The organism is Streptomyces sp. NBC_00237, from assembly GCF_026342435.1.
GTDB lineage: Bacteria > Actinomycetota > Actinomycetes > Streptomycetales > Streptomycetaceae > Streptomyces.
The window spans coordinates 1,405,817-1,426,410 of sequence record NZ_JAPEMT010000002.1 but is presented as its reverse complement, the minus strand read 5'-3'; the positions used below and the strand labels follow the sequence as shown (position 1 = coordinate 1,426,410).

Here is a 20,594-nt window from a genome sequence, read left to right as displayed (position 1 = left end):
CGGAACAACCTCCCAAGGAAGCCCTCCGTGAACCCCACACCCGCACCCGACACGTATGAGGACACCGCAGTAGAGGCCGTCGGCGCCGACGCCGACGCAGGCCAGGACACCGAACGCGTGGCGGCCGTCTCCGCCGCATCCGTGGACGCCCCCGCGCCCGCACCCGTGGCGGATCTCCCGGCCGAACCGGTGACCGTCCCCCGGCAGATGTCCAAGGCACACAACGCGCCGCACCGTCCGCAGCCCGCCCAGGGTGCGCGGCCCGACCTCCTCGACCACCCCGACCCGCAGACGGCGGCGGACGCGGCGGCCGTCGAGAACCTCCTGCGCTGCTGGGTGCGCGAGACCGGTCTGCCCCGCCCGCAGGGGAGCACCCTGCGCATCCCGCTTCCGAAGACCGGCACCTCCCTCCTGGTGCCCGTCCGCTACTGGTCCGTCGCGGGATGGCACCGCTTCGGGATGCCGGTGCTGGCCTGTGGCCCCGCGCACGCTCCGACGGCCGACGCGGTCACCCTCGCGGCCCTCTTCGGCAGGGAGTCGGCACCGGACGCGGTGCCGGATGCGGCGGCGGGCTCGGTACCCGGCTCCGTGTCGGATCCGGTGCCGGGCCCTGTGTCGGGAGGAGGGGCTGCCTGCGGCACCGCCGGAGCCCATCGGCCGGAAGGAGCCGACCTGGTCGGCCGGGTCGCCGACTCCGTGCGCAGGACCGCCGACTTCCTCGCCGACCGCCGCCGCGCCCCCGGCCCGGAGGGCGGGAGCGAGGGAGGGGCCGAGGGGTCTGTCGACCTCTTCCTCGCCGCCGAACAGTCCCTGCTCCTCGGGCACCCGACGCACCCCACACCCAAGAGCAGGGAAGGGCTCTCCGAAGCCGAAGCGCGCCGCTACTCACCCGAGTTGAGGGGTTCGTTCCCTCTGCACTGGATGGCCGTCGACCGTTCCGTACTCGCCCAGGACTCCGCCTGGACGGAACGCGGGCGCACCCTCAAGGCCGAGCAGCTCGCCATGCGGCTGGCCGGAGACCTGCGCGTACCGGAAGGGACCGTGCCGCTTCCGCTCCACCCCTGGCAGGCCCGCGAACTGGCACTGCGCCCGGCCGTCGCCGCGCTCCTCGCCGAAGGGCAGCTGCACGACCTCGGCCCGTCCGGCGACGCGTGGTACCCGACCTCCTCCGTGCGTACGGTGCACAGGCCAGGGGCCGCGACGATGCTCAAGCTCTCCCTCGGCCTGCGCATCACCAACTCCCGCCGCGAGAACCTCCGCAAGGAACTCCACCGGGGCGTCGAGGTGCACCGCCTGCTGCGCGGCGGACTCGCCGAGCAGTGGCACGCCGCACACCCCGGCTTCGACATCGTCCGCGACCCGGCCTGGCTCGCCGTCGACTCCCCGGATGGCGAACCCGTTCCCGGCCTCGACGTCATGGTCCGGCACAATCCCTTCGGGCCCGCCGACGACGCCGTCTGCATCGCGGGCCTGACCGCGCCCCGCCCCTGGCCGGGACGGACCGGCATGCACTCCCGCCTCGCGGACTGCGTGGCGCGGCTCGCTTCCCGTACCGGAAAGCCCGTGGGAGCCGTCTCCGCCGAGTGGTTCCTGCGCTACCTCGACCAGGTCGTACGCCCCGTGCTCTGGCTCGACGGCACGGCGGGCGTCGCCCTGGAGGCCCACCAGCAGAACACCCTGGCCCTGCTCGACCGCGACGGCTGGCCCGTCGGCGGCCGCTACCGCGACAACCAGGGCTACTACTTCCGCGAGTCCCACCGCGACACCCTCGAAGCACGCCTGCCCGGCATCGGCGAACACAGCGACACCTTCGTCAGCGACGCCGTCACGGACGAACGCTTCGCCTACTACCTCGGCATCAACAACATCCTCGGTCTGATCGGCGCGTTCGGCGCCCAGCGTCTCGCCGACGAGCGGGTCCTGATCGCCGCCCTGCGCCAGTTCCTCGGCAAGTCCACCGGCCTCGGCTCCGCGCTGCCCGCCCAGCTCCTGGAGAGGCCGACCCTCCGCTGCAAGGCCAACCTGCTCACCCGGCTGCACGGCCTGGACGAGCTCGTGGGCCCGGTCGACACCCAGTCCGTCTACGTCACCATCGCCAACCCCCTCCGCCCCTGACCCGCCAGGCCCTTGCGGCCCTTGCCGACTCAACGCCCCGCCACCACACAAAAGTTCCCCCGCTTCGCACCCCGAGTCCAGCCGCGGGCCCGCCACCCCATCGGCCCGCTGAGAGGAGAGCGCCGCCGTGCACACCATTCCTGCGAGCACCGACACCGGAGCCGACCCGGGCTCCTCCGCAAGGCCGAGCAACGAGGAGACCCTGGAGCTCCGGCTGCCCGACGAGTTCGTCGCACGGTTCAGAACGCCGGAGACCGCCGACGCCGCCGAGGAGGAGACCCGGCCGCAGGGCGACCTCCTGGACTCCGTCGCGGGCTGGTCGGCGGCGGCCACCCCCGAGGGCAAGTTCCGGCTCCGCTTCGTGGACCCGGCGGCGGACCTGCCGCTCCTCACCCGGTGGATGAACGATCCCGCAGTCGCCGCCTTCTGGGAGCTGGCAGGGCCCGAGGAGGTCACCGCGGCCCACCTGCGCCCCCAACTCGAAGGCGACGGACGCAGCGTCCCCTGCCTCGGCGTCCTCGACGGCGTCCCGATGAGCTACTGGGAGATCTACCGGGCCGACCTCGACCCGCTGGCCCGCCACTACCCGGCCCGCCCGCACGACACGGGCGTGCATCTCCTCCTGGGCCCCGTCGCCGACCGAGGACGCGGCCTGGGCACTCTGCTCCTGCGAGCCGTCGCCGACCTCGTACTGGACCACCGGCCGGCCTGCTCCCGGGTCGTCGCCGAACCCGACCTCCGCAACACCCCGTCCGTCGCGGCCTTCCTCGGTGCGGGTTTCCGCCTCACCGCCGAAGTCGACCTCCCCGGCAAACGCGCCGCACTCATGATCCGCGACCGAGCCCACCGGCATCAGCTGTAACTCCGACCCGCTCCGCCTCCCGGCGCCCCGGCACTTTCCCGCACTGCTCGTTCCATCGGTCCCACCCCGAGGAGTCACCGTGTCGAAGCCTCCACCCGTCCCTTCTCCCGTCCCGCCGTCCGGCCCCCAGTCCGTCCCCCAGCCCGGCCCCCAGTCCGTCCCGATTCCGGCTCAGTCCGCGCCGCGTCCCGGCAGGGGAGCACCGGACCGCGCGGCGCCGGTCCTGTTCGCCCCGCCGGAGCTGACCTCCGCCCTCTGGGAGCACGCGGCCGGCCGCCTGCTCGCCAAGACGCTCGCCGAATTCGCGTACGAGGAGATCATCGAGCCGGTTCCGGCCGACGCGACCTCCCCCGACCGGGCCGCACCCCACACCCTCCGCCTCGACAACGGCGCATTACTGTCCTTCCGCGCCCGCCGCGGCTCCTACGGCAGCTGGCGGGTCGACCAGGACTCCATCGAGATCCAGGACCACGACCACCCCGAGCGCCGCCCCTTCCGCGACCCGGTCCGCTTCATGGTCCTCGCCCGCCGCCTCCTCGGCCTCGACGGCACCACCCTCGGCCACCTCGTCCGGGAGCTGACCGCCACCCTCGCCGCCGACGCCCGCCTCGACCACACGGCCGTCAGCGCCGCCCGCCTCGCCGACCTCTCCTACGCGGAGCTGGAGGGCCACCAGACCGGCCACCCCTGGCTCGTCCTCAACAAGGGCCGCGTCGGCTTCTCCGCCGAGGACACGTCCGCCTGGGCACCCGAGGGCCGCACCCCGGTCAGGCTCCCGTGGATCGCCGTCAGCACCGCCCTCGCCCGCTACCAGGGCGTCCCCTCGCTCGCCGACCCCGAGCAGCTGTATGCCCAGGAGCTCGACGCCGCCACGCGCGCGTCCTTCGAGGCCGCACTGCGCGACAGGGGGCTGGACCCGGCCGGGTACCTCTGGCTGCCCGTGCACCCCTGGCAGTGGGACGAGGCGATCCTGCCGCTCTTCGCGCCGGCGGTCGCGCGCGGCGAGATCGTCCCGCTGCCCGCCGACGGCGACCTCAGACTGCCGCAGCAGTCCATCCGCACGTTCCTCAACGTGAGCCGCCCCGAGCGGCACACCGTCAAGCTGCCGCTGTCCATCCTCAACACCCTCGTCTGGCGCGGCCTGCCCACCGAGCGCACCATCGCCGCGCCCGCCGTCACCGCCTGGATGCAGGGCCTGTACGACGCGGACGCGTACCTCAAAGAGGAGTGCAGGGTCGTCCTGCTCGGCGAGGTCGCCTCGGTGGCCGTCGAGCACCCCGTCTACGACCACCTGCCGGAAGCCCCGTACCAGTACAAGGAGCTCCTCGGCGCGATCTGGCGCGAGCCCCTCGAAGGCCGTCTCGACGGCGGCGAGCGGGCGCGCACCCTGGCCGCGCTGCTGCACACCGACCCCGGGGGGCGGGCGTTCGTCGCGGAACTCGTCGACCGCTCAGGGCTCACCCCCGGCAGCTGGCTGCGCCACCTCTTCGGGGCGACCCTGCCGCCCCTGCTGCACTTCCTCTACCGCTACGGCACGGTGTTCTCCCCGCACGGCGAGAACGCCATCGTCGTCTACGACGGGAACGACGTCCCGGCCCGCCTCGCGATCAAGGACTTCGTCGACGACGTCAACGTCAGCGCCGAGCCGCTGCCCGAACACGACTCCATGCAGGACGACGTGCGCGCCACGCTGCTCACCGAACCGGCTTCGTTCCTGCCGCAGTTCATCCAGTCGGGCCTCTTCATCGGCGTCTTCCGCTACCTCGCCCCCCTGTGCGAGGACCAACTCGACGTCCCCGAAGCGGAGTTCTGGTCACTCGTACGGGCCGAAATCCTCCGCTACCACGCACGCTTCCCCGAACTGAAGGCCCGCTTCCAGATGTTCGACCTGCTCACGCCCCGGCTGGACCGCCTCTGCCTCAACCGCAACCGGCTCCACACCGACGGCTACCGCGACCGCCCGCACCGCCCGCACGCCACCGTGCACGGCACCGTGCCCAACCCGCTGCACCGGCCGTGACGCCGTCTTCGGGGGCGGTCGGGACTCCGGCCGTGACCACCGTTGTCAGTGGTGCGTCGTAGGGTGGTCGGGCTATGACGAAGCCCTCACTCCCCGAGCTCCTCCACGCCGCCGTCGCCTCCGTCGGCGGTGTGGAACGGCCTGGCCAGGTCACCATGGCCCAGGCCGTCGCCGACGCGATCGACGACACCTCCCACCTGCTCGTCCAGGCGGGCACCGGCACCGGAAAGTCCCTCGGCTATCTGGTGCCGGCCCTCGCCCACGGCGAGCGCGTCGTGGTCGCCACGGCGACGCTGGCCCTCCAGCGCCAGCTCGTGGAGCGGGACCTGCCGCGCACGGTGGAGGCGCTGAAGCCGCTGCTGCGCCGCACCCCGCAGTACGCCATGCTCAAGGGCCGGTCGAACTACCTCTGCCTGCACCGCCTGCACGAGGGCGCCCCGCAGGACGAGGAGGACGGCCTCTTCAACCCGATCGAGAGCTACGAGGCCAGCGGCCCCAGCAGCAAGCTCGGCAAGGACCTGCTGCGGATGCGCGACTGGGCCGACGAGACCGAGACGGGCGACCGCGACGACCTCACCCCCGGCGTCTCCGACAAGGCATGGGGCCAGGTCTCCGTCTCCTCCCGGGAATGCCTGGGCGCCAGCAAGTGCGCGTACGGAGCGGAGTGCTTCGCCGAGGCCGCGCGCGAGCGCTCCAAGCTGGCCGACGTCGTCGTCACCAACCACGCCCTGCTCGCCATCGACGCCATCGAGGGCGCTCCGGTCCTGCCGCAGCACGAGGTGCTGATCGTCGACGAGGCGCACGAACTGGTCTCCCGGGTGACCGGCGTCGCCACCGGCGAACTCACCCCCTCCCAGGTCACCCGGGCCGTCAAGCGTGCCTCGAAGATCGTCAACGAGAAGGCGGCCGACGCCCTCCTGACGGCGTCCGACAGCTTCGAGAAGGTGATGGAGCTGTCCCTGCCGGGGCGGCTGGAGGAGATCCCCGAGGACCTCGGGTACGCGCTGATGGCCCTGCGGGACGCCGCCCGCACGGTGATCTCGGCGCTCGGTTCCACCAAGGACCGGGCCGTCACCGACGAGGACGCCGTCCGCAAGCAGGCCCTCGCCATGGTCGAGAACATCCACGGCGTCGCGGAGCGCATCGCGAACGGTTCCGAGTACGACGTCGTCTGGTTCGAGCGCAACGACCGCTACGGCACCGCCTCGCTGCGCGTCGCACCGCTCTCCGTCTCCGGGCTGCTGCGCGAGAAGCTCTTCACCGAGCGCTCCGTGATCCTCACCTCCGCCACCCTCAAGCTGGGCGGCGACTTCAACGGCGTCGGCGCCTCGCTCGGCCTCGCCCCCGAGGGCCAGCACGGCGAGGACCTGCCCGAGTGGAAGGGCCTCGATGTCGGCTCGCCCTTCGACTACCCCAGGCAGGGGATTCTGTACGTCGCCAAGCACCTGGCCCGCCCCACCCGGGAGTCAGGACGCGAGGACATGCTCGACGAACTGGCCGAGCTCATCGGGGCCGCGGGCGGTCGCACCCTGGGGCTCTTTTCCTCGATGAAGGCCGCCCAGACGGCGGCGGAAGCACTGCGCGAGCGGCTCGACGTGCCGATCCTGCTCCAGGGCGAGGACACCCTCGGCGAGCTGATCAAGGGCTTCGCGGCCGACCCGCAGACGTGCCTGTTCGGCACGCTGTCGCTGTGGCAGGGCGTGGACGTTCCCGGACCGAGCTGCCAGCTCGTGGTGATGGACAAGATCCCGTTCCCGCGCCCCGACGACCCGCTGATGAGCGCCCGCCAGAAGGCGGTCGAGGAGAACGGCGGCAACGGCTTCATGGCGGTGGCCGCGACCCACGCGGCGCTGTTGATGGCGCAGGGCGCGGGCCGTCTCGTACGGGCCATGGACGACAAGGGTGTCGTGGCCGTGCTGGACCAGCGTCTCGCCACCGCCCGCTACGGCAGCTACCTCAAGGCGTCGATGCCCAACTTCTGGAACACCGTGGACCGCAATCAGGTGCGCCGCTCGCTGGCGGCGATCGACGCGGCGGCGAAGGCGGAGGGCAAGTAGGGGGCCAGAGGGCGACGGGCCAGGAGCCCGCCCTGCCTGCTGGTGATGTGCGAGGGCCCCGGCCACCACCTCAGTGGTCCCGGGGCCCTCGCACATCACCCCAGCGGGCGTCAGACACGTCGCAGTACTGCGACGACCTTGCCGAGGATGGTCGCGTCGTCGCCGGGGATCGGCTGGTACGCGGCGTTGTGCGGGAGCAGCCAGATGTGGTTGTCCTCACGCTTGAAGCGCTTCACGGTGGCCTCGCCGTCCAGCATCGCGGCCACGATGTCGCCGTTCTCCGCGACCGGCTGGCGGCGGACGGTCACCCAGTCGCCGTCACAGATGGCCGCCTCGACCATCGAGTCGCCGACGACCTTCAGGACGAACAGCTCGCCGTCGCCCACCAGCTGGCGGGGGAGCGGGAAGACGTCCTCGACCGACTCCTCGGCGAGGATCGGGCCACCGGCCGCGATCCGGCCGACCAGGGGGACGTACGACGCCGCGGGCTTGCCCGCCGTGTCGGTGGGCTGGTTGCTGGGCTGGTCGGAGCCGCGCACCTCGTACGCCCGGGGGCGGTGCGGGTCGCGGCGGAGGAAGCCCTTCCGTTCGAGAGCCATCAGCTGGTGGGCTACGGAGGACGTGCTGGAGAGCCCGACCGCCTGCCCGATCTCGCGCATCGACGGCGGGTATCCCCGACGCTGCACGGAGTCCCGGATCACCTCGATGACCCGTCGCTGCCGGTCGGTGAGCCCGGAGCTGTCCGCCCTGATGCCCGGAGGTCGGCCGGGCAGTGAACGGGCGGGCTTGGCGCCCTCGGAGTTCGTGGTCGCGTCATTCATGGCATGCACCGGCTCAAGTCGGCCCTGGGAGCGGTCCTGGGCGGCGATCGTTGCGCTGTCCGCGGTGGTGGTCATGGTCGGCCCCTCTCGAATGGTCTCCCTGACCGGACAACGGTAGTAGCTTTCGAAAGGTTGCGCCAAACACACGTTCGAGTGAAAAACCGCAGAATGACTGCCCTATTCGTACGGATGGGTGTATGGAACGAGGGTTCCGCGGTGATCAACGGCCGAAGGGCCGAAGATCCTCGGTCGGAGGCCCGAACGGCAATTCGGCTCATTACGGTAGCCTTCTTCCTCGGATGCCGCCCGGTCGAACATCCCGCCGTGAGGCGTCGCCCTCCTCGTGATGCGCCGTCCGAGGGAGCGGAATCCCGCTCGGCCCCGCGCGTCCCGTACCCTCGTGGGCGGTCGATGCCACGCCCCCTCCGGCGCTCCTCCCCGCGGCTTTCCCGCCGTTTTGCGGTGCGACACGCGCGTAGGGGTGAAGAGTCGCCGAAACCCCAGATCTAGTGGTTGGATCGCTCCAGCTGCCCACAAGTTGTGGTCTGTGGTCCATCGAGGCCGGGGGATCGACTATGCTGGGAGCTGCTTCGAGGGTCCGTTCCGCGACCTGCCGAAGCTCTTCAGACGTGCCGCGAAGGAGGCTTGGAACCATGCACTGCCCCTTCTGCAGGCACCCCGACAGCCGAGTGGTCGACAGCCGCACCACGGACGACGGGACGTCGATCCGCAGGCGCCGTCAGTGCCCCGACTGCTCCCGCCGTTTCACGACGGTGGAGACGGCCTCGCTGATGGTGATCAAGCGCAGCGGGGTGACCGAGCCCTTCAGTCGTACGAAGGTCATCTCCGGCGTGCGCAAGGCGTGCCAGGGCCGCCCGGTCACCGAGGACGCCCTCGCCAAGCTGGGCCAGCGGGTCGAAGAGGCGGTGCGTGCCACCGGCAGTGCCGAGCTGACCACGCACGACGTGGGTCTGGCCATCCTCGGTCCGCTCCAGGAGCTCGACGTCGTCGCGTACCTGCGGTTCGCGTCCGTGTACCGGGCGTTCGACTCGCTCGAAGACTTCGAGGCCGCCATCACGGAACTCCGTGACGGACGGCCTCCCACCAAGGAGGACGGGCCCGGCGGGAATCCCTCGGTCCCCGTGCCCGCCGCGGCCACCGACTAGTTCGGTCCTCCTGCCGGTCGCCGCGCACAGCGGCACCCCTCGGTGACACACCGGGGGGCGGCACCCCGAGAACTTCACGACCTGCCCCGGGCGCCGTCTGCGACGGCCGGGACATCACGACACACACCGTGCCCCGGGAAGAACTGGGCACTTCTGGGCGTTTTAGCCCGATATGGGAGGCGGCATGACCGAGACGACGAGCGGCCCGGCACGAGGTTCCCGCAGCAAGGGTTCCAAGGCCAGCAAGGGTCTGCGTATCGAGCGCATCCACACCACTCCGGGCGTGCACCCGTACGACGAGGTGGTCTGGGAGCATCGTGACGTCGTCATGACCAACTGGCGCGACGGCTCGATCAACTTCGAGCAGCGTGGCGTCGAGTTCCCCGACTTCTGGTCGGTGAACGCGGTCAACATCGTCACCAGCAAGTACTTCCGCGGCGCGGTCGGCACCCCGCAGCGCGAGACCGGTCTCAAGCAGCTCATCGACCGGATCGTCAAGACGTACCGCAAGGCGGGCGAGGACTACGGCTACTTCGCCTCCCCGGCGGACGCCGAGATCTTCGAGCACGAGCTGGCGTACGCCCTCCTGCACCAGATCTTCAGCTTCAACAGCCCCGTCTGGTTCAACGTCGGCACCCCGCAGCCGCAGCAGGTGTCCGCCTGCTTCATCCTGGCCGTCGACGACTCCATGGAGTCGATCCTCGACTGGTACAAGGAAGAGGGAATGATCTTCAAGGGCGGCTCCGGCGCCGGCCTGAACCTCTCCCGCATCCGCTCCTCCAAGGAGCTCCTGTCCTCCGGCGGCAACGCCTCGGGACCGGTCTCCTTCATGCGCGGCGCCGACGCCTCCGCCGGAACCATCAAGTCCGGTGGCGCGACCCGCCGCGCGGCCAAGATGGTCATCCTCGACGTCGACCACCCCGACATCGAGAACTTCATCGAGACCAAGGTGAAGGAGGAGGAGAAGATCCGCGCCCTGCGCGACGCGGGCTTCGACATGGACCTGGGCGGCGACGACATCACGTCCGTCCAGTACCAGAACGCCAACAACTCGGTCCGCGTGAACGACGAGTTCATGAAGGCCGTCGAGTCCGGCGGCAAGTTCGGCCTGCGCGCCCGCATGACCGGCGACGTCATCGAAGAGGTCGAGGCCAAGTCCCTCTTCCGCAAGATGGCCGAAGCCGCCTGGGCCTGCGCCGACCCGGGCATCCAGTACGACGACACCATCAACAAGTGGCACACCTGCCCGGAGTCCGGCCGCATCAACGGCTCGAACCCGTGCAGCGAGTACATGCACCTGGACAACACCTCGTGCAACCTCGCCTCGCTGAACCTGATGAAGTTCCTCAAGGACGACGGCAAGGGCAACCAGTCCTTCGAGTCCGAGCGCTTCGCCAAGGTCGTCGAGCTGGTCATCACCGCGATGGACATCTCCATCTGCTTCGCGGACTTCCCCACCGAGAAGATCGGTGAGAACACCCGCGCCTTCCGTCAGCTGGGCATCGGTTACGCCAACCTGGGCGCGCTGCTCATGGCGACCGGCCACGCCTACGACTCCGACGGCGGCCGCGCCCTCGCCGGTGCCATCACCTCCCTGATGACCGGCACCTCGTACAAGCGCAGCGCCGAACTGGCCGCGGTCGTCGGCCCGTACGACGGCTACGCCCGCAACGCCCAGCCGCACCAGCAGGTCATGAAGCAGCACGCCGACGCCAACAGCGCCGCCGTGCACGTCGACGACCTGGACAACCCGATCTGGGCCGCCGCCACGGAAGCCTGGCAGGACGTCATCCGCCTCGGCGCGAAGAACGGCTTCCGCAACGCGCAGGCATCGGTCATCGCCCCCACCGGCACCATCGGTCTCGCGATGTCCTGCGACACCACCGGCCTTGAGCCCGACCTCGCCCTGGTCAAGTTCAAGAAGCTCGTCGGCGGCGGCTCGATGCAGATCGTCAACGGCACCGTCCCGCAGGCCCTGCGCCGCCTGGGCTACCAGGAGGAGCAGATCGAGGCGATCGTCGCCCACATCGCCGAGAACGGCAACGTGATCGACGCCCCCGGCCTGAAGACCGAGCACTACGAGGTCTTCGACTGCGCCATGGGCGAGCGTTCCATCTCCGCGATGGGCCACGTCCGCATGATGGCCGCCATCCAGCCCTGGATCTCCGGCGCGCTCTCCAAGACGGTCAACCTGCCGGAGACGGCGACCGTCGAGGACGTCGAAGAGGTCTACTTCGAGGCGTGGAAGCTGGGCGTCAAGGCGCTCGCGATCTACCGCGACAACTGCAAGGTCGGCCAGCCCCTCTCCGCCAAGACCAAGGAGAAGGAGAAGGAGGCGGTCACCGCCAAGGCCGAGGACACCATTCGCACGGCCGTCGAGAAGGTCATCGAGTACCGTCCGGTCCGCAAGCGCCTCCCCAAGGGCCGCCCGGGCATCACCACCTCCTTCACCGTGGGTGGCGCCGAGGGCTACATGACCGCCAACTCCTACCCGGACGACGGTCTCGGCGAGGTCTTCCTCAAGATGTCCAAGCAGGGTTCGACCCTCGCGGGCATGATGGACGCCTTCTCCATCGCGGTCTCGGTCGGCCTCCAGTACGGCGTCCCGCTGGAGACGTACGTCGCGAAGTTCGTCAACATGCGCTTCGAGCCTGCCGGCATGACGGACGACCCGGACGTGCGGATGGCGCAGTCGATCGTCGACTACATCTTCCGCCGCCTGGCGCTGGACTTCCTGCCCTTCGAGACGCGTTCCGCGCTCGGCATCCACTCCGCCGAGGAGCGTCAGCGCCACCTCGACACCGGCTCGTACGAGCCGAACCTGGAGGAGGACGAGCTGGACGTGGAGGGCCTGTCGCAGTCGGCTCCGCTGGCTGCGGTCGCCGTCGCCGCCCCGAAGGCGGAGGCTGTCGTTCCGGCCCCCCAGCAGAGCACCCCGCACACCTCGGCCGAACTGGTCGAGATGCAGCTCGGCATCAACGCCGACGCACCGCTCTGCTTCTCCTGCGGCACGAAGATGCAGCGCGCGGGCTCCTGCTACATCTGCGAGGGCTGCGGCTCGACCAGCGGTTGCAGCTGATCCACGGCTGACGCCCTGAACGGGTAGCACGAGGGCGGCACTCCACTGCGGAGTGCCGCCCTTGCTGCTGTGCGCGTAGGCCCGTGCCCGTACACCAGCGCCGGTGCTCGTACGTCAGCGTTGCCGCACGCCCATCAGCCGGGTGAACTCCTCCGGTCCCGCGTCGAATCCGCGCACCGTCTCGTGCATGTCCCAGCTCCCGTCGGCCGCGCGCACGAACTCCGCGACAGTGGCCGCGGTGGCCCGCGCGACAGTGGAGAAGTCGCTGGTCAGGAGCTCGGTGTAGCCTTCCGCCACCCGCATCGTGGTGCTCTGTATGTCACCGAACTCCGCGCGCCCTTCACGCTGTTGGATCGCCACCCCGAGCACCACCCGCCCGTACTCCCGCGACAGCCGTTCCAGCTCGATCGTCATCTGCTCGTCCGGGCCGAAGCCCTGGCCCGTCTTGCTGTCCCGGTGCAGGGTGATCGTGCCGTCCGGGGAGCGGCTGCCGAAGTGCACCAGGTAGGCGGGGTTGTCGTACAGCTCCTCCGCCCGGTACACGGCGGCGACGATGTCGAGGTCGGCGGCGGGCGTGCCGCGTGGGTTGGGGTCCCACTTGAGGGCGACCTCGGCCTTCCGGATTCCCTTGTTGAAGCTGCTCACGGTCTGTCCCTCCGCTTCCAGTCGTGCGCCGATCCTCACAGGGCGAGGGAGGCGCGACAAGTCGGGGCAGCCCCGGCGATCATTGTGTCCATGACGACATGGGGCGGGGAACAGATCGACCTGGACGCCTACTTGGCGAAGATCGGGTACGAGGGCGAGCGTGCGCCCACCCTGGAGGTGCTGCACGCACTGCACAGGGCGCACGTGACGACGATCCCCTTCGAGAACGTGGAGGTCGCTCTGGGGCGCGAAGTGCCCCTCGATCTCAAGAGGGTGCAGGAGAAGCTCGTCGGACAGGCGCGCGGCGGTTACTGCTACGAGCAGAACACCCTGCTGGCGGCCGCACTGGAGCGCCTCGGCTTCCAGGTGGCGGGGCGAGGGGCGCGCAACCGTACGCGTGGTGACGCCCTGCTGCCCGTCACGCACGCCGTGCTCGTCGTGACGGTCGAGGGCGAACAGTGGCTGGTGGACGCCGGGTTCGGCTGGCAGGGGCTGCTGGAGCCGATGCCGCTGCGGGCCGGGGCGCAGGTGCGGCAGAGCGACGGATGGACCTTCGCGATCGCCGAGGAGGAGGGCGAGGGCATCCTCGTACTGAGGTCGCTGCGTACCGAAGGGTGGGTCGATCTGTACGCCTTCGCGCCGCAGACGCTCTACCCGGTCGACTTCGTCCTGATGAACCACTACAGCTCCACCCACCCCCGCTCCAGCTTCCTGGGCAAGGTCGTCGCCCACCGCATCGCCCCCGACGCCCGGTACGGCTTCGTCGCGGACAGTCTGCGCACCGGCAGGTCGGACGGCAGCTTCGACGAACGTCCGGTCGCCCCGGAGGAGTTGGCCGACCTCCTCGCCGAGGTGTTCAGGATCGGGCTGAGCGCCGAGGACGCGGCGGCCGTCGGCCGGGTGCACCCCGACGCGGGGTGACCTGCGCCACCCTCCTGGCCGTACGATGGCGCGGTGCTGGTCAAGTGGATTCGCTGCACTGTCGTGGACCGTCGAGGTTTTGAACAGGGGCAGCGGAAATGGGCGGGGCTGCTCGGCGAACCCGGATTCCGGGGCCAGGGCGGCGGCTGGAGCAGAGGGCGGGACGGGGTGGCCCACGTCTTCGCCTTCTGGGAGAGCCGCGCCTTCTACGACTCCTTCATGGCCCGCTCGCACGACCGGCTCGCCGCCGCGCAGTCCGGAACGTACAAGGACGTCCAGGTCAAGCTGTTCGACTACCGCTTCGACGTGAAGACGGGCTTCGAGCCGCGCTTCACCGACGCCGACGTGGTGCGCATCGCGCACTGCAAGGTGCGCGAGGACCGGGTCGAGCACTTCGCGCTGATGCAGCAGAAGGTGTGGAACCCGGCGATGGCGGGCTCGCCGGGCATGCTGCGGGGGGTCTTCGGGGAGGCCCCCGGCAACGAGTTCCTGGTGCTGTCGATGTGGCAGTCGGCCGCCGAGCACGGAAAGTACCGGGCGGAGCGCGTGGAGCGGCTGTCGCTGCGGGCGCAGACCGAGGCGGACGTCGCGGCGCTGGCGGGGGACGTGGTGGAGCTCGAGCCGTACTGGACGGTGTGACCGTCCGGTCCGGCGCGGCGTTCCGTACGCCGGATGGAGGCGCTGCGGGAGGCCGGTCGAGCCCGCCGAGCGCCGTCGAACTAGGGTTTCGGCATGGCACGACCGCGACGCATCGTCCTCGTCCGGCACGGCGAATCCGAGGGCAACGCCGATGACACCGTCTACGAGCGCGAGCCCGACCATGCCCTGAGGCTCACGGACACCGGCTGGCAGCAGGCCCGTACGGCGGGCGGGCGGCTGCGGGAGCTCTTCGGCGACGAGCGGATCAGCGCGTACGTCTCGCCCTACCGGCGCACCCACGAGACCTTCCGCGCCTTCGACCTCGACCCGGAGCGCGTACGGGTCCGGGAGGAGCCCCGGCTGCGCGAGCAGGACTGGGGGAACTGGCAGGACCGCGACGACGTACGCCTTCAGAAGGCGTACCGGGACGCCTATGGGCACTTCTTCTACCGCTTCGCCCAGGGGGAGTCTGGTGCGGACGTCTACGACCGTGTGGGGGCCTTCCTGGAGAGCCTCTACCGCAGCTTCGAGGCGGCCGACCACCCGGAGAACGTCCTGATCGTCACGCACGGGCTGACCATGCGGTTGTTCTGCATGCGCTGGTTCCACTGGTCCGTCGCCGAATTCGAGTCGCTGTCCAATCCCGGCAACGCCGAGATGCGGGTGCTGGAGCTGGGCGACGACGGGCGGTACACGATGGACCGGCCGTTCGCGCACTGGTGCACCCCGGAGTCCTACGGGGCCACCGGTTAGAGTGCTGAGCGATGACCGCTGACTCCGATTCCGACCCGCGCTTCGAGCGCGCGCTCGACAGCCTGCGAGGGCTGTCCGTGGGAGACGCACTGGGCTCCCAGTTCTTCGTACCCGCCAACTACCCCCTGCTCAAGCGCCGGGAACTGCCCGAAGGACCGTGGCAGTGGACCGACGACACCGAGATGGCCGCGTCCGTGCTGGCCGTACTCGCCGGGCAGGGAAGGATCGACCAGGACGTCCTCGTACGCTCCTTCGCCGACCACCACGACTTCGACCGAGGCTACGGGCCCGCGGTCAACCGCATGCTGCGGCTGATCCGCGAGGGCGGCGACTGGCGGGAACTGGCCGCCGCGCTGTTCGACGGACGCGGCTCCTGGGGGAACGGCGCCGCGATGCGGATCGCGCCGCTCGGCGCCTGGTACGCGGACGACCCGGAGCAGGCCACCCACCAGGCCGAGATCTCCGCGTACGTCACCCACCAGCACCGGGAAGCGGTGATGGGTGCCATGGCGGTCGCCGCCGCTGCCGCCTTCGCGGCGGACCCGGCCGGACCGCCGACGCCCGCGGCACTGCTCGACGGCGTGATCGCGCTCGTCCCGCGCAGCGCGGTCGGGGCGGGATTGCGCAGGGCGCGCGACATGCTGGACTACGACGACGCGAACACGGTCGCGGCGGTGCTGGGCTGCGGCAGGCGCACCAGCGCGCACGACACCGTGCCGTTCGCCCTGTGGGCGGCCGCGCGCGGGCTCGGTGACTTCGAGGGCGCCTTCTGGCGGACCGCGCAGGTCGGCGGGGACGTCGACACGAACTGCGCCATCGTCGGCGGGGTGCTCGCGGGTACGCGGGCGGGCCGCCCGCCGGAGCGCTGGCTGGAGCAGACCGAGGTGCTGCCGCAGTGGCTGCCGGAGCGGGTGGGCTGAGCGCTCGTTCTTCGGGTGCGTGCTCGCTGGTGCGTCAGGGGGCCGCGCGGACGGTGTCCGGGCGGCCCCCTTCCGTCTGCCGGTCCTCGCCGACAGGTTGACGGTGCGCTGTCACGGTTCTGTCCGCATCTGCGACGGGGCGTCAGGGACGCGCCGACTCCGGGCTAATCTGACGGCACGCCGCCGCGATGATCACTTCCGGCGGGCGCCGAATGAGACACCAGGTGCAGCCCGCCGCGTACCGCGCGAGGCGTGACGTGCCTGGTCGGGAGGGGGTCCCGTGCCTGACGACGCACAGCCGTCGATACCGTCACCGTCCGCATCGCCCGAGGGGGAGAGTGCCTCCGCGGGGGCGGAAGCCGGGGCCGCAGAGGTGCCTGCCGCCGGTCCGCAGGACGCCGTACCGCAGCCTGCTGTCACACCGGCACCGGCGTCGGCACCGCTGTCGGCACCGGGACCGGCGTCGGAATCGGCAGCCGCCCCCGCTCGGGCAGTCGCGGCGGCACCGGCGGCCGCCCCCGGTCAGCCGCAGCCTGCCGCGCCCGCACCCGCGCCCGCACCCGCACCCGCGCCCGGCCACGCATACGCGCAGACCCCCGCGCAGGAACTCCGGCAACAGCAGCAGTGGCAGCAGTGGCAGGCGCACCAGCACTGGCAGCAGCAGCGGCAGAAGAAGGCTCTCGACCCGCCCGCCTGGCGTGCCGGAGTGCGTCCCGCGCCCCCGGCCCGGATCCGTGCCGCCTCCCTGTGGGCGGTGCTGGCCACCGCGCTGCTCAGCGCGCTGTTCCTCGGCGACGGGCTCGGCCTGAACCTCCTGGTCGTCGCCGTGCCCGCCGCCCTCGCCGCGTACTTCGCCGCGCAGGCGGCGGGCCGCCGCATCCGGCCCTGGACCCTGCTCTGGGGCCTCGGCGGGCTGGCGCTCCTCGCGGTGCCCGCGCTGCGGGACGCGGGCTGGCCCACCTTTCTCGCGATCCTCTCCGCGCTCGCGCTCGGCTCGCTGGCGCTGCACGGCAGCCGGTCCTGGGCCGGTGTCCTCATCGGCTCCGTGGGCATCGTGGGCTCAGTGGTCCCCGGCGTGCGCTGGGGCTGGCGGGGGATGCGCGAGCGGGCGGACGGCTCGCGGGACCGCTGGGGGCCCGTGCTCCGTACCGGTGCCATCGCGGCCGCCCTGCTGGTGGTCTTCGGCGCACTGTTCGTGAGTGCCGACGCAGCCTTCGCCCAACTCCTCGGCGACCTCGTGCCGGAGGTCTCCGTCGGCGACGGGCCCTGGCGGTTCCTGCTCTTCTTCCTCGGGCTGGTCGGCGCGCTCGCCGCCGCCCGCACGGCCGCGGCCCCGCACCAGTGGGACAAGGCCAGGATCAAGCCCGGCAGGGCCCGCAAGCGCCTGGAGTGGGCGCTTCCGCTGATCGTGCTCAACCTGCTGTTCGCTGCCTTCATCGGGGTGCAGCTCGCGGTGCTCCTGCGCGGCTACGAAGCGGTGCTCGACGAGACCGACCTGCCCATCGCCGAGTACGCCAGGCAGGGCTTCTGGCAGCTCCTGTGGGCCACCGTGCTGACCCTCGTGGTGATTGCCTTCGCGAAGCGCTGGGCGCCGCGCGGAGGTGCGCGCGATCACGTGCTGGTGCGTTCCGTGCTCGGCGTGCTGTGCGTGCTGACGCTGGTGGTCGTGGCGTCGGCGCTCAGCCGGATGAACATGTACGTCGACGCGTACGGCCTCACCCGGCTGCGCATCTCGGTGGCCGCGATGGAGCTGTGGCTCGGCGTGGTGATCGTCCTGATCATGGCCGCCGGGGTGTTCGGGGCGCGCTGGCTGCCCCGCGCGCTCGCCGCGAGCGCCGGGGCTGCGGTGCTCGCCTTCGGGCTCGTGTCGCCGGACGCGCTGGTTGCGGAGCGGAACGTCGCCCGGTACGAGAAGTACAGGACGATCGACGTCGAGTACCTCCAGGACCTGTCGGCGGACGCCGTGCCCGCATTGGACAAGCTGCCCGAGCCCCTGCGCACCTGTGCGCTGCTGGAGATCAGGGAGGGGCTGGACAAGGACAGTCCCTGGTACGCCACCAGCCGCAGCGAACAGCGTGCGCTGGACCTCTTCGAGCAGCGCCCGGTCGACGGACGGATCGCCGAGTGCAACGGCTCCTCCGTGGGCGACCACGGCGACGACTATCGCTGACACCGGCCCGTGAAGCGCCGACACCTCCCCGTAAAGGTGTGCGGAAGCGAATCGGACGTGCGCGTTCCGGGGCGGTGACGGAGAGGGGCCCTCTCCCGTTCCGCCCCGGTCCGCACCGCCCCGGGCCCGGGGTGTCGCGGGCGACCCCCGGCGGCGTACTCTGGCTGGCGCCATGCCGTACGAACCACCCACACACACCGTCGAGCGCTCGCTGCGCGCCACCACCGGTGCCCGTACCGTCGCCGGAGTCGACGAGGTCGGGCGCGGAGCGTGGGCCGGACCGGTCACCGTGTGCGCCGCCGTCACCGGCCTGCGCCGCCCGCCCGCCGGACTCACCGACTCCAAGCTCCTCACCGTCAAGCGCCGTGACGCGCTGCTGCCGGTCCTGGAGGACTGGGTCACGGCGTACGGCCTCGGCCACTCGACGCCCGAGGAGATCGACGCCCTCGGCATGACGGCAGCCCTGCGGCTCGCCGCCGAACGTGCGCTAAATGCCTTGCCGGTACGGCCCGATGCGGTCATCCTCGACGGGAAACACGACTATCTCGGGGCTCCCTGGAGGGTTCGTACGGTGATCAAGGGCGACCAGTCCTGCATCGCGGTGGCGGCCGCCTCCGTGATCGCCAAGGTCCGGCGGGACGCCATGATGGCCGAGCTGGAGTCGGAGGCCGGAGGCTGCGCGCCGTACGGTTTCGCGGCCAACGCGGGTTATCCCTCGCCCGTGCACCAGGCGGCCCTCGCCGAACTGGGGCCGACCGCGCACCACCGCCTCTCCTGGTCCTATCTCGACGGACTTCCCAAGTGGCGGCACCTCAAGAAGCACCGGCCCTCGGCAGAGGCCGCAGCACTGGAAAGCGGGGGCCAACTCGGCTTCGACTTCTGATTGCCCGCGCCGCCGGGCAGGAAGTCGCCCAGGCACCCTCCGCCCCGCGCGTCGCACTGATGTACTACCCGCTGGTGCCTCATCGCACCGGCGTTTGACAGATGTCCCACTCACGCCTCTCATCCCTCAGGAGCCCCAGATTCACGAGAGCGCCCAGGGTCCCCGCGCCACCCCGGCTGCCAGCCGTACCGCGCCGACCCCTCGCCCCGTACCCGGCCCGCGTCCCGCGGCGGTGCCGCGCCCCGGTCCCGCCGTCCGCCCCGGCCCTCCGGCGCAGCGGACGCACACCCCCCGGCCCCCGGCCCCGCGCGCGGAGAGCCCCTCCGCTCCGCAGGCCGACGCCGGAACCCAGATCCAGCTGATCCCGGCCCCCGCGAACGGCGCGCTCGACGCCGCGGGGGAGGCGGTGGACCTGCTGCTCGACTCCGGCCGTGCGCCGGGCGAGGTGCTGGTACTCACCACCGGTGACCAACACCCCTGGGCCACACACGAGCTGTCCTTCGGTGAGGCGTCCTACTGGGCGCAGCACGACGCCCGGGACGACGTCTTCTACGCGGCCGCCAAGGCCGCCGAGCGGGCCGCGCGGCGTCCCGTCGTCATCGTGGCCGTCAACGACGAGTCCGGTGACGACCTGGGCCGCGCGCTGGCGGTGTCCCGCGAGCGCGCGGGCACGCTGATGATCGTCTGCGGCGACCCGCAGCGGATCAACTCCGCGCTGGGTGCAGGCGTCTGACGCCCGGCAGGGCCGTGGCGTGAAGGTCCCGCCCGTGAGCTCACGGGCGGGACCTTCACGGCGTTCCCAGCGTGCCGCGTTCCTAGCGTGCCGCGGCCCGGCGCAGGGCCGCGGCGGCTCCGCCTCCGGTGCGCTGCGGCGCGGGATCGGGCTCGGCCAGCGACTCGGCGAGCCCCGACGGCCGGGACCCGGCGAAGGGCCGACGGCCGCCCCGGCCCTCGCCCAGCACCTGCCAGCCGCCACGGGTCAGCGTGATGTACGCCCCGCAGCGCAGCCCGTGCAGGGTGCAGGCGTCCCGCAGTCCCCACATCCAGGCCCCGTCCTCCTCCGTCCAGCGCTCGTCGCCGTCACGGCAGTAGAGCAGTACGGCCGTACGGACCGGAGTGCGGCGGCGCAGGTCGTGCGGGACGACCCGGCGCAGGTGGGCGAGCAGTGCGTTGCGCAGTTCCCAGCCGTCCGCCGGGGTGGACCGGCGGACGAAGGAGGCGCTGGCGATCAGCCGTTCCTCCGTGTCCAGCACGGCGACGACGGCGGTCGAGGTGACGGGGAGGTGGCGGGCGTGCAGGCCGCTGACGACCTCACGGGGGTTGCGCAGCAGGGGGATTCCCGCCGACGCCCATTCGGCCGGCTCCAGCGTCCGGCCCAGGCGACCGGCCGGATCGGCCGACGACGGGCTGAGCGAACTCGGCGACGGAGCGAATCCGAAGGTCACGGTCCTCCCTTCGGGTACGCGCCCGCGACTGCGGGCAAGGGCGGGTGGGGGCGCACCACGGCACAGCCCTTGCGGACCACAGGGGAACCGTGCGGGAG

At 71.5% G+C, this 20,594-nt stretch carries 16 protein-coding genes; 13 read left to right on the top strand and 3 right to left on the bottom strand.

Going from position 1 to position 20,594, the window contains the following annotated elements; genetic code table 11:
• Window positions 1-207: 207 nt before the first annotated feature.
• The 4 genes from OG897_RS20190 (at window position 208) to OG897_RS20175 (ending at window position 7,054) form a co-directional block, all read left to right on the top strand.
• Window positions 208-2,115, top strand: a complete 1,908-nt coding sequence (locus tag OG897_RS20190) for an IucA/IucC family siderophore biosynthesis protein (RefSeq protein ID WP_266660347.1) — start codon at window positions 208-210, stop codon at window positions 2,113-2,115.
• Between the two features lie 136 nt (window positions 2,116-2,251).
• Window positions 2,252-2,977, top strand: coding sequence for a GNAT family N-acetyltransferase (locus tag OG897_RS20185; protein ID WP_266660345.1), 726 nt, complete (start codon window positions 2,252-2,254; stop codon window positions 2,975-2,977).
• Between the two features lie 223 nt (window positions 2,978-3,200).
• The gene (locus OG897_RS20180; protein WP_266660343.1) at window positions 3,201-4,997 is read left to right on the top strand and encodes an IucA/IucC family siderophore biosynthesis protein; all 1,797 of its coding nucleotides are present in this window, start codon (window positions 3,201-3,203) and stop codon (window positions 4,995-4,997) included.
• A 74-nt stretch (window positions 4,998-5,071) separates the two neighbouring features.
• Window positions 5,072-7,054, top strand: coding sequence for an ATP-dependent DNA helicase (locus OG897_RS20175; RefSeq protein WP_266658596.1), 1,983 nt, complete (start codon window positions 5,072-5,074; stop codon window positions 7,052-7,054).
• 110 nt (window positions 7,055-7,164) lie between these two features.
• Here the strand turns inward: OG897_RS20175 and lexA are convergent, their stop codons facing one another.
• The gene (lexA, locus tag OG897_RS20170) at window positions 7,165-7,950 is read right to left on the bottom strand and encodes a transcriptional repressor LexA (protein ID WP_266658595.1); all 786 of its coding nucleotides are present in this window, start codon (window positions 7,948-7,950) and stop codon (window positions 7,165-7,167) included.
• A 578-nt stretch (window positions 7,951-8,528) separates the two neighbouring features.
• Between lexA and nrdR the strand changes: the two genes are divergently transcribed.
• Complete coding sequence (gene nrdR, locus OG897_RS20165; protein ID WP_266658594.1) at window positions 8,529-9,041, top strand: transcriptional regulator NrdR; 513 nt, start codon at window positions 8,529-8,531, stop codon at window positions 9,039-9,041.
• A gap of 184 nt (window positions 9,042-9,225) precedes the next feature.
• Window positions 9,226-12,120: a vitamin B12-dependent ribonucleotide reductase gene (locus OG897_RS20160; RefSeq protein WP_266658593.1), complete on the top strand. Its 2,895-nt coding sequence runs from the start codon at window positions 9,226-9,228 to the stop codon at window positions 12,118-12,120.
• A 114-nt stretch (window positions 12,121-12,234) separates the two neighbouring features.
• Here OG897_RS20160 and OG897_RS20155 read toward each other — a convergent pair whose 3' ends face one another.
• Window positions 12,235-12,765, bottom strand: a complete 531-nt coding sequence (locus tag OG897_RS20155) for a TerD family protein (protein ID WP_266658592.1) — start codon at window positions 12,763-12,765, stop codon at window positions 12,235-12,237.
• Between the two features lie 90 nt (window positions 12,766-12,855).
• Between OG897_RS20155 and OG897_RS20150 the strand changes: the two genes are divergently transcribed.
• From OG897_RS20150 to OG897_RS20120, 7 genes are all read left to right on the top strand, one after another.
• The gene (locus OG897_RS20150) at window positions 12,856-13,686 is read left to right on the top strand and encodes an arylamine N-acetyltransferase (protein ID WP_266658591.1); all 831 of its coding nucleotides are present in this window, start codon (window positions 12,856-12,858) and stop codon (window positions 13,684-13,686) included.
• A 33-nt stretch (window positions 13,687-13,719) separates the two neighbouring features.
• Entirely contained in the window at window positions 13,720-14,325 is a 606-nt protein-coding gene (locus OG897_RS20145) for a YdbC family protein (RefSeq protein WP_266658590.1), read from the top strand.
• A 93-nt stretch (window positions 14,326-14,418) separates the two neighbouring features.
• Window positions 14,419-15,078: a histidine phosphatase family protein gene (locus OG897_RS20140; protein WP_266658589.1), complete on the top strand. Its 660-nt coding sequence runs from the start codon at window positions 14,419-14,421 to the stop codon at window positions 15,076-15,078.
• A gap of 11 nt (window positions 15,079-15,089) precedes the next feature.
• The gene (locus tag OG897_RS20135) at window positions 15,090-15,998 is read left to right on the top strand and encodes an ADP-ribosylglycohydrolase family protein (RefSeq protein WP_266658588.1); all 909 of its coding nucleotides are present in this window, start codon (window positions 15,090-15,092) and stop codon (window positions 15,996-15,998) included.
• Between the two features lie 280 nt (window positions 15,999-16,278).
• Window positions 16,279-18,168 (top strand): DUF4153 domain-containing protein, encoded by a 1,890-nt coding sequence (locus OG897_RS20130; RefSeq protein ID WP_266658587.1) that lies wholly within the window; start codon window positions 16,279-16,281, stop codon window positions 18,166-18,168.
• 172 nt (window positions 18,169-18,340) lie between these two features.
• Entirely contained in the window at window positions 18,341-19,051 is a 711-nt protein-coding gene (locus OG897_RS20125; protein ID WP_266658586.1) for a ribonuclease HII, read from the top strand.
• Between the two features lie 94 nt (window positions 19,052-19,145).
• A complete protein-coding gene (locus tag OG897_RS20120) occupies window positions 19,146-19,784 on the top strand; it encodes a hypothetical protein (protein WP_266658585.1) in 639 nt (212 codons plus the stop codon).
• 82 nt (window positions 19,785-19,866) lie between these two features.
• On the opposite strand, the gene OG897_RS20115 is transcribed toward OG897_RS20120, so the two are convergent.
• Complete coding sequence (locus tag OG897_RS20115; RefSeq protein WP_266658584.1) at window positions 19,867-20,496, bottom strand: hypothetical protein; 630 nt, start codon at window positions 20,494-20,496, stop codon at window positions 19,867-19,869.
• Window positions 20,497-20,594: the final 98 nt, after the last annotated feature.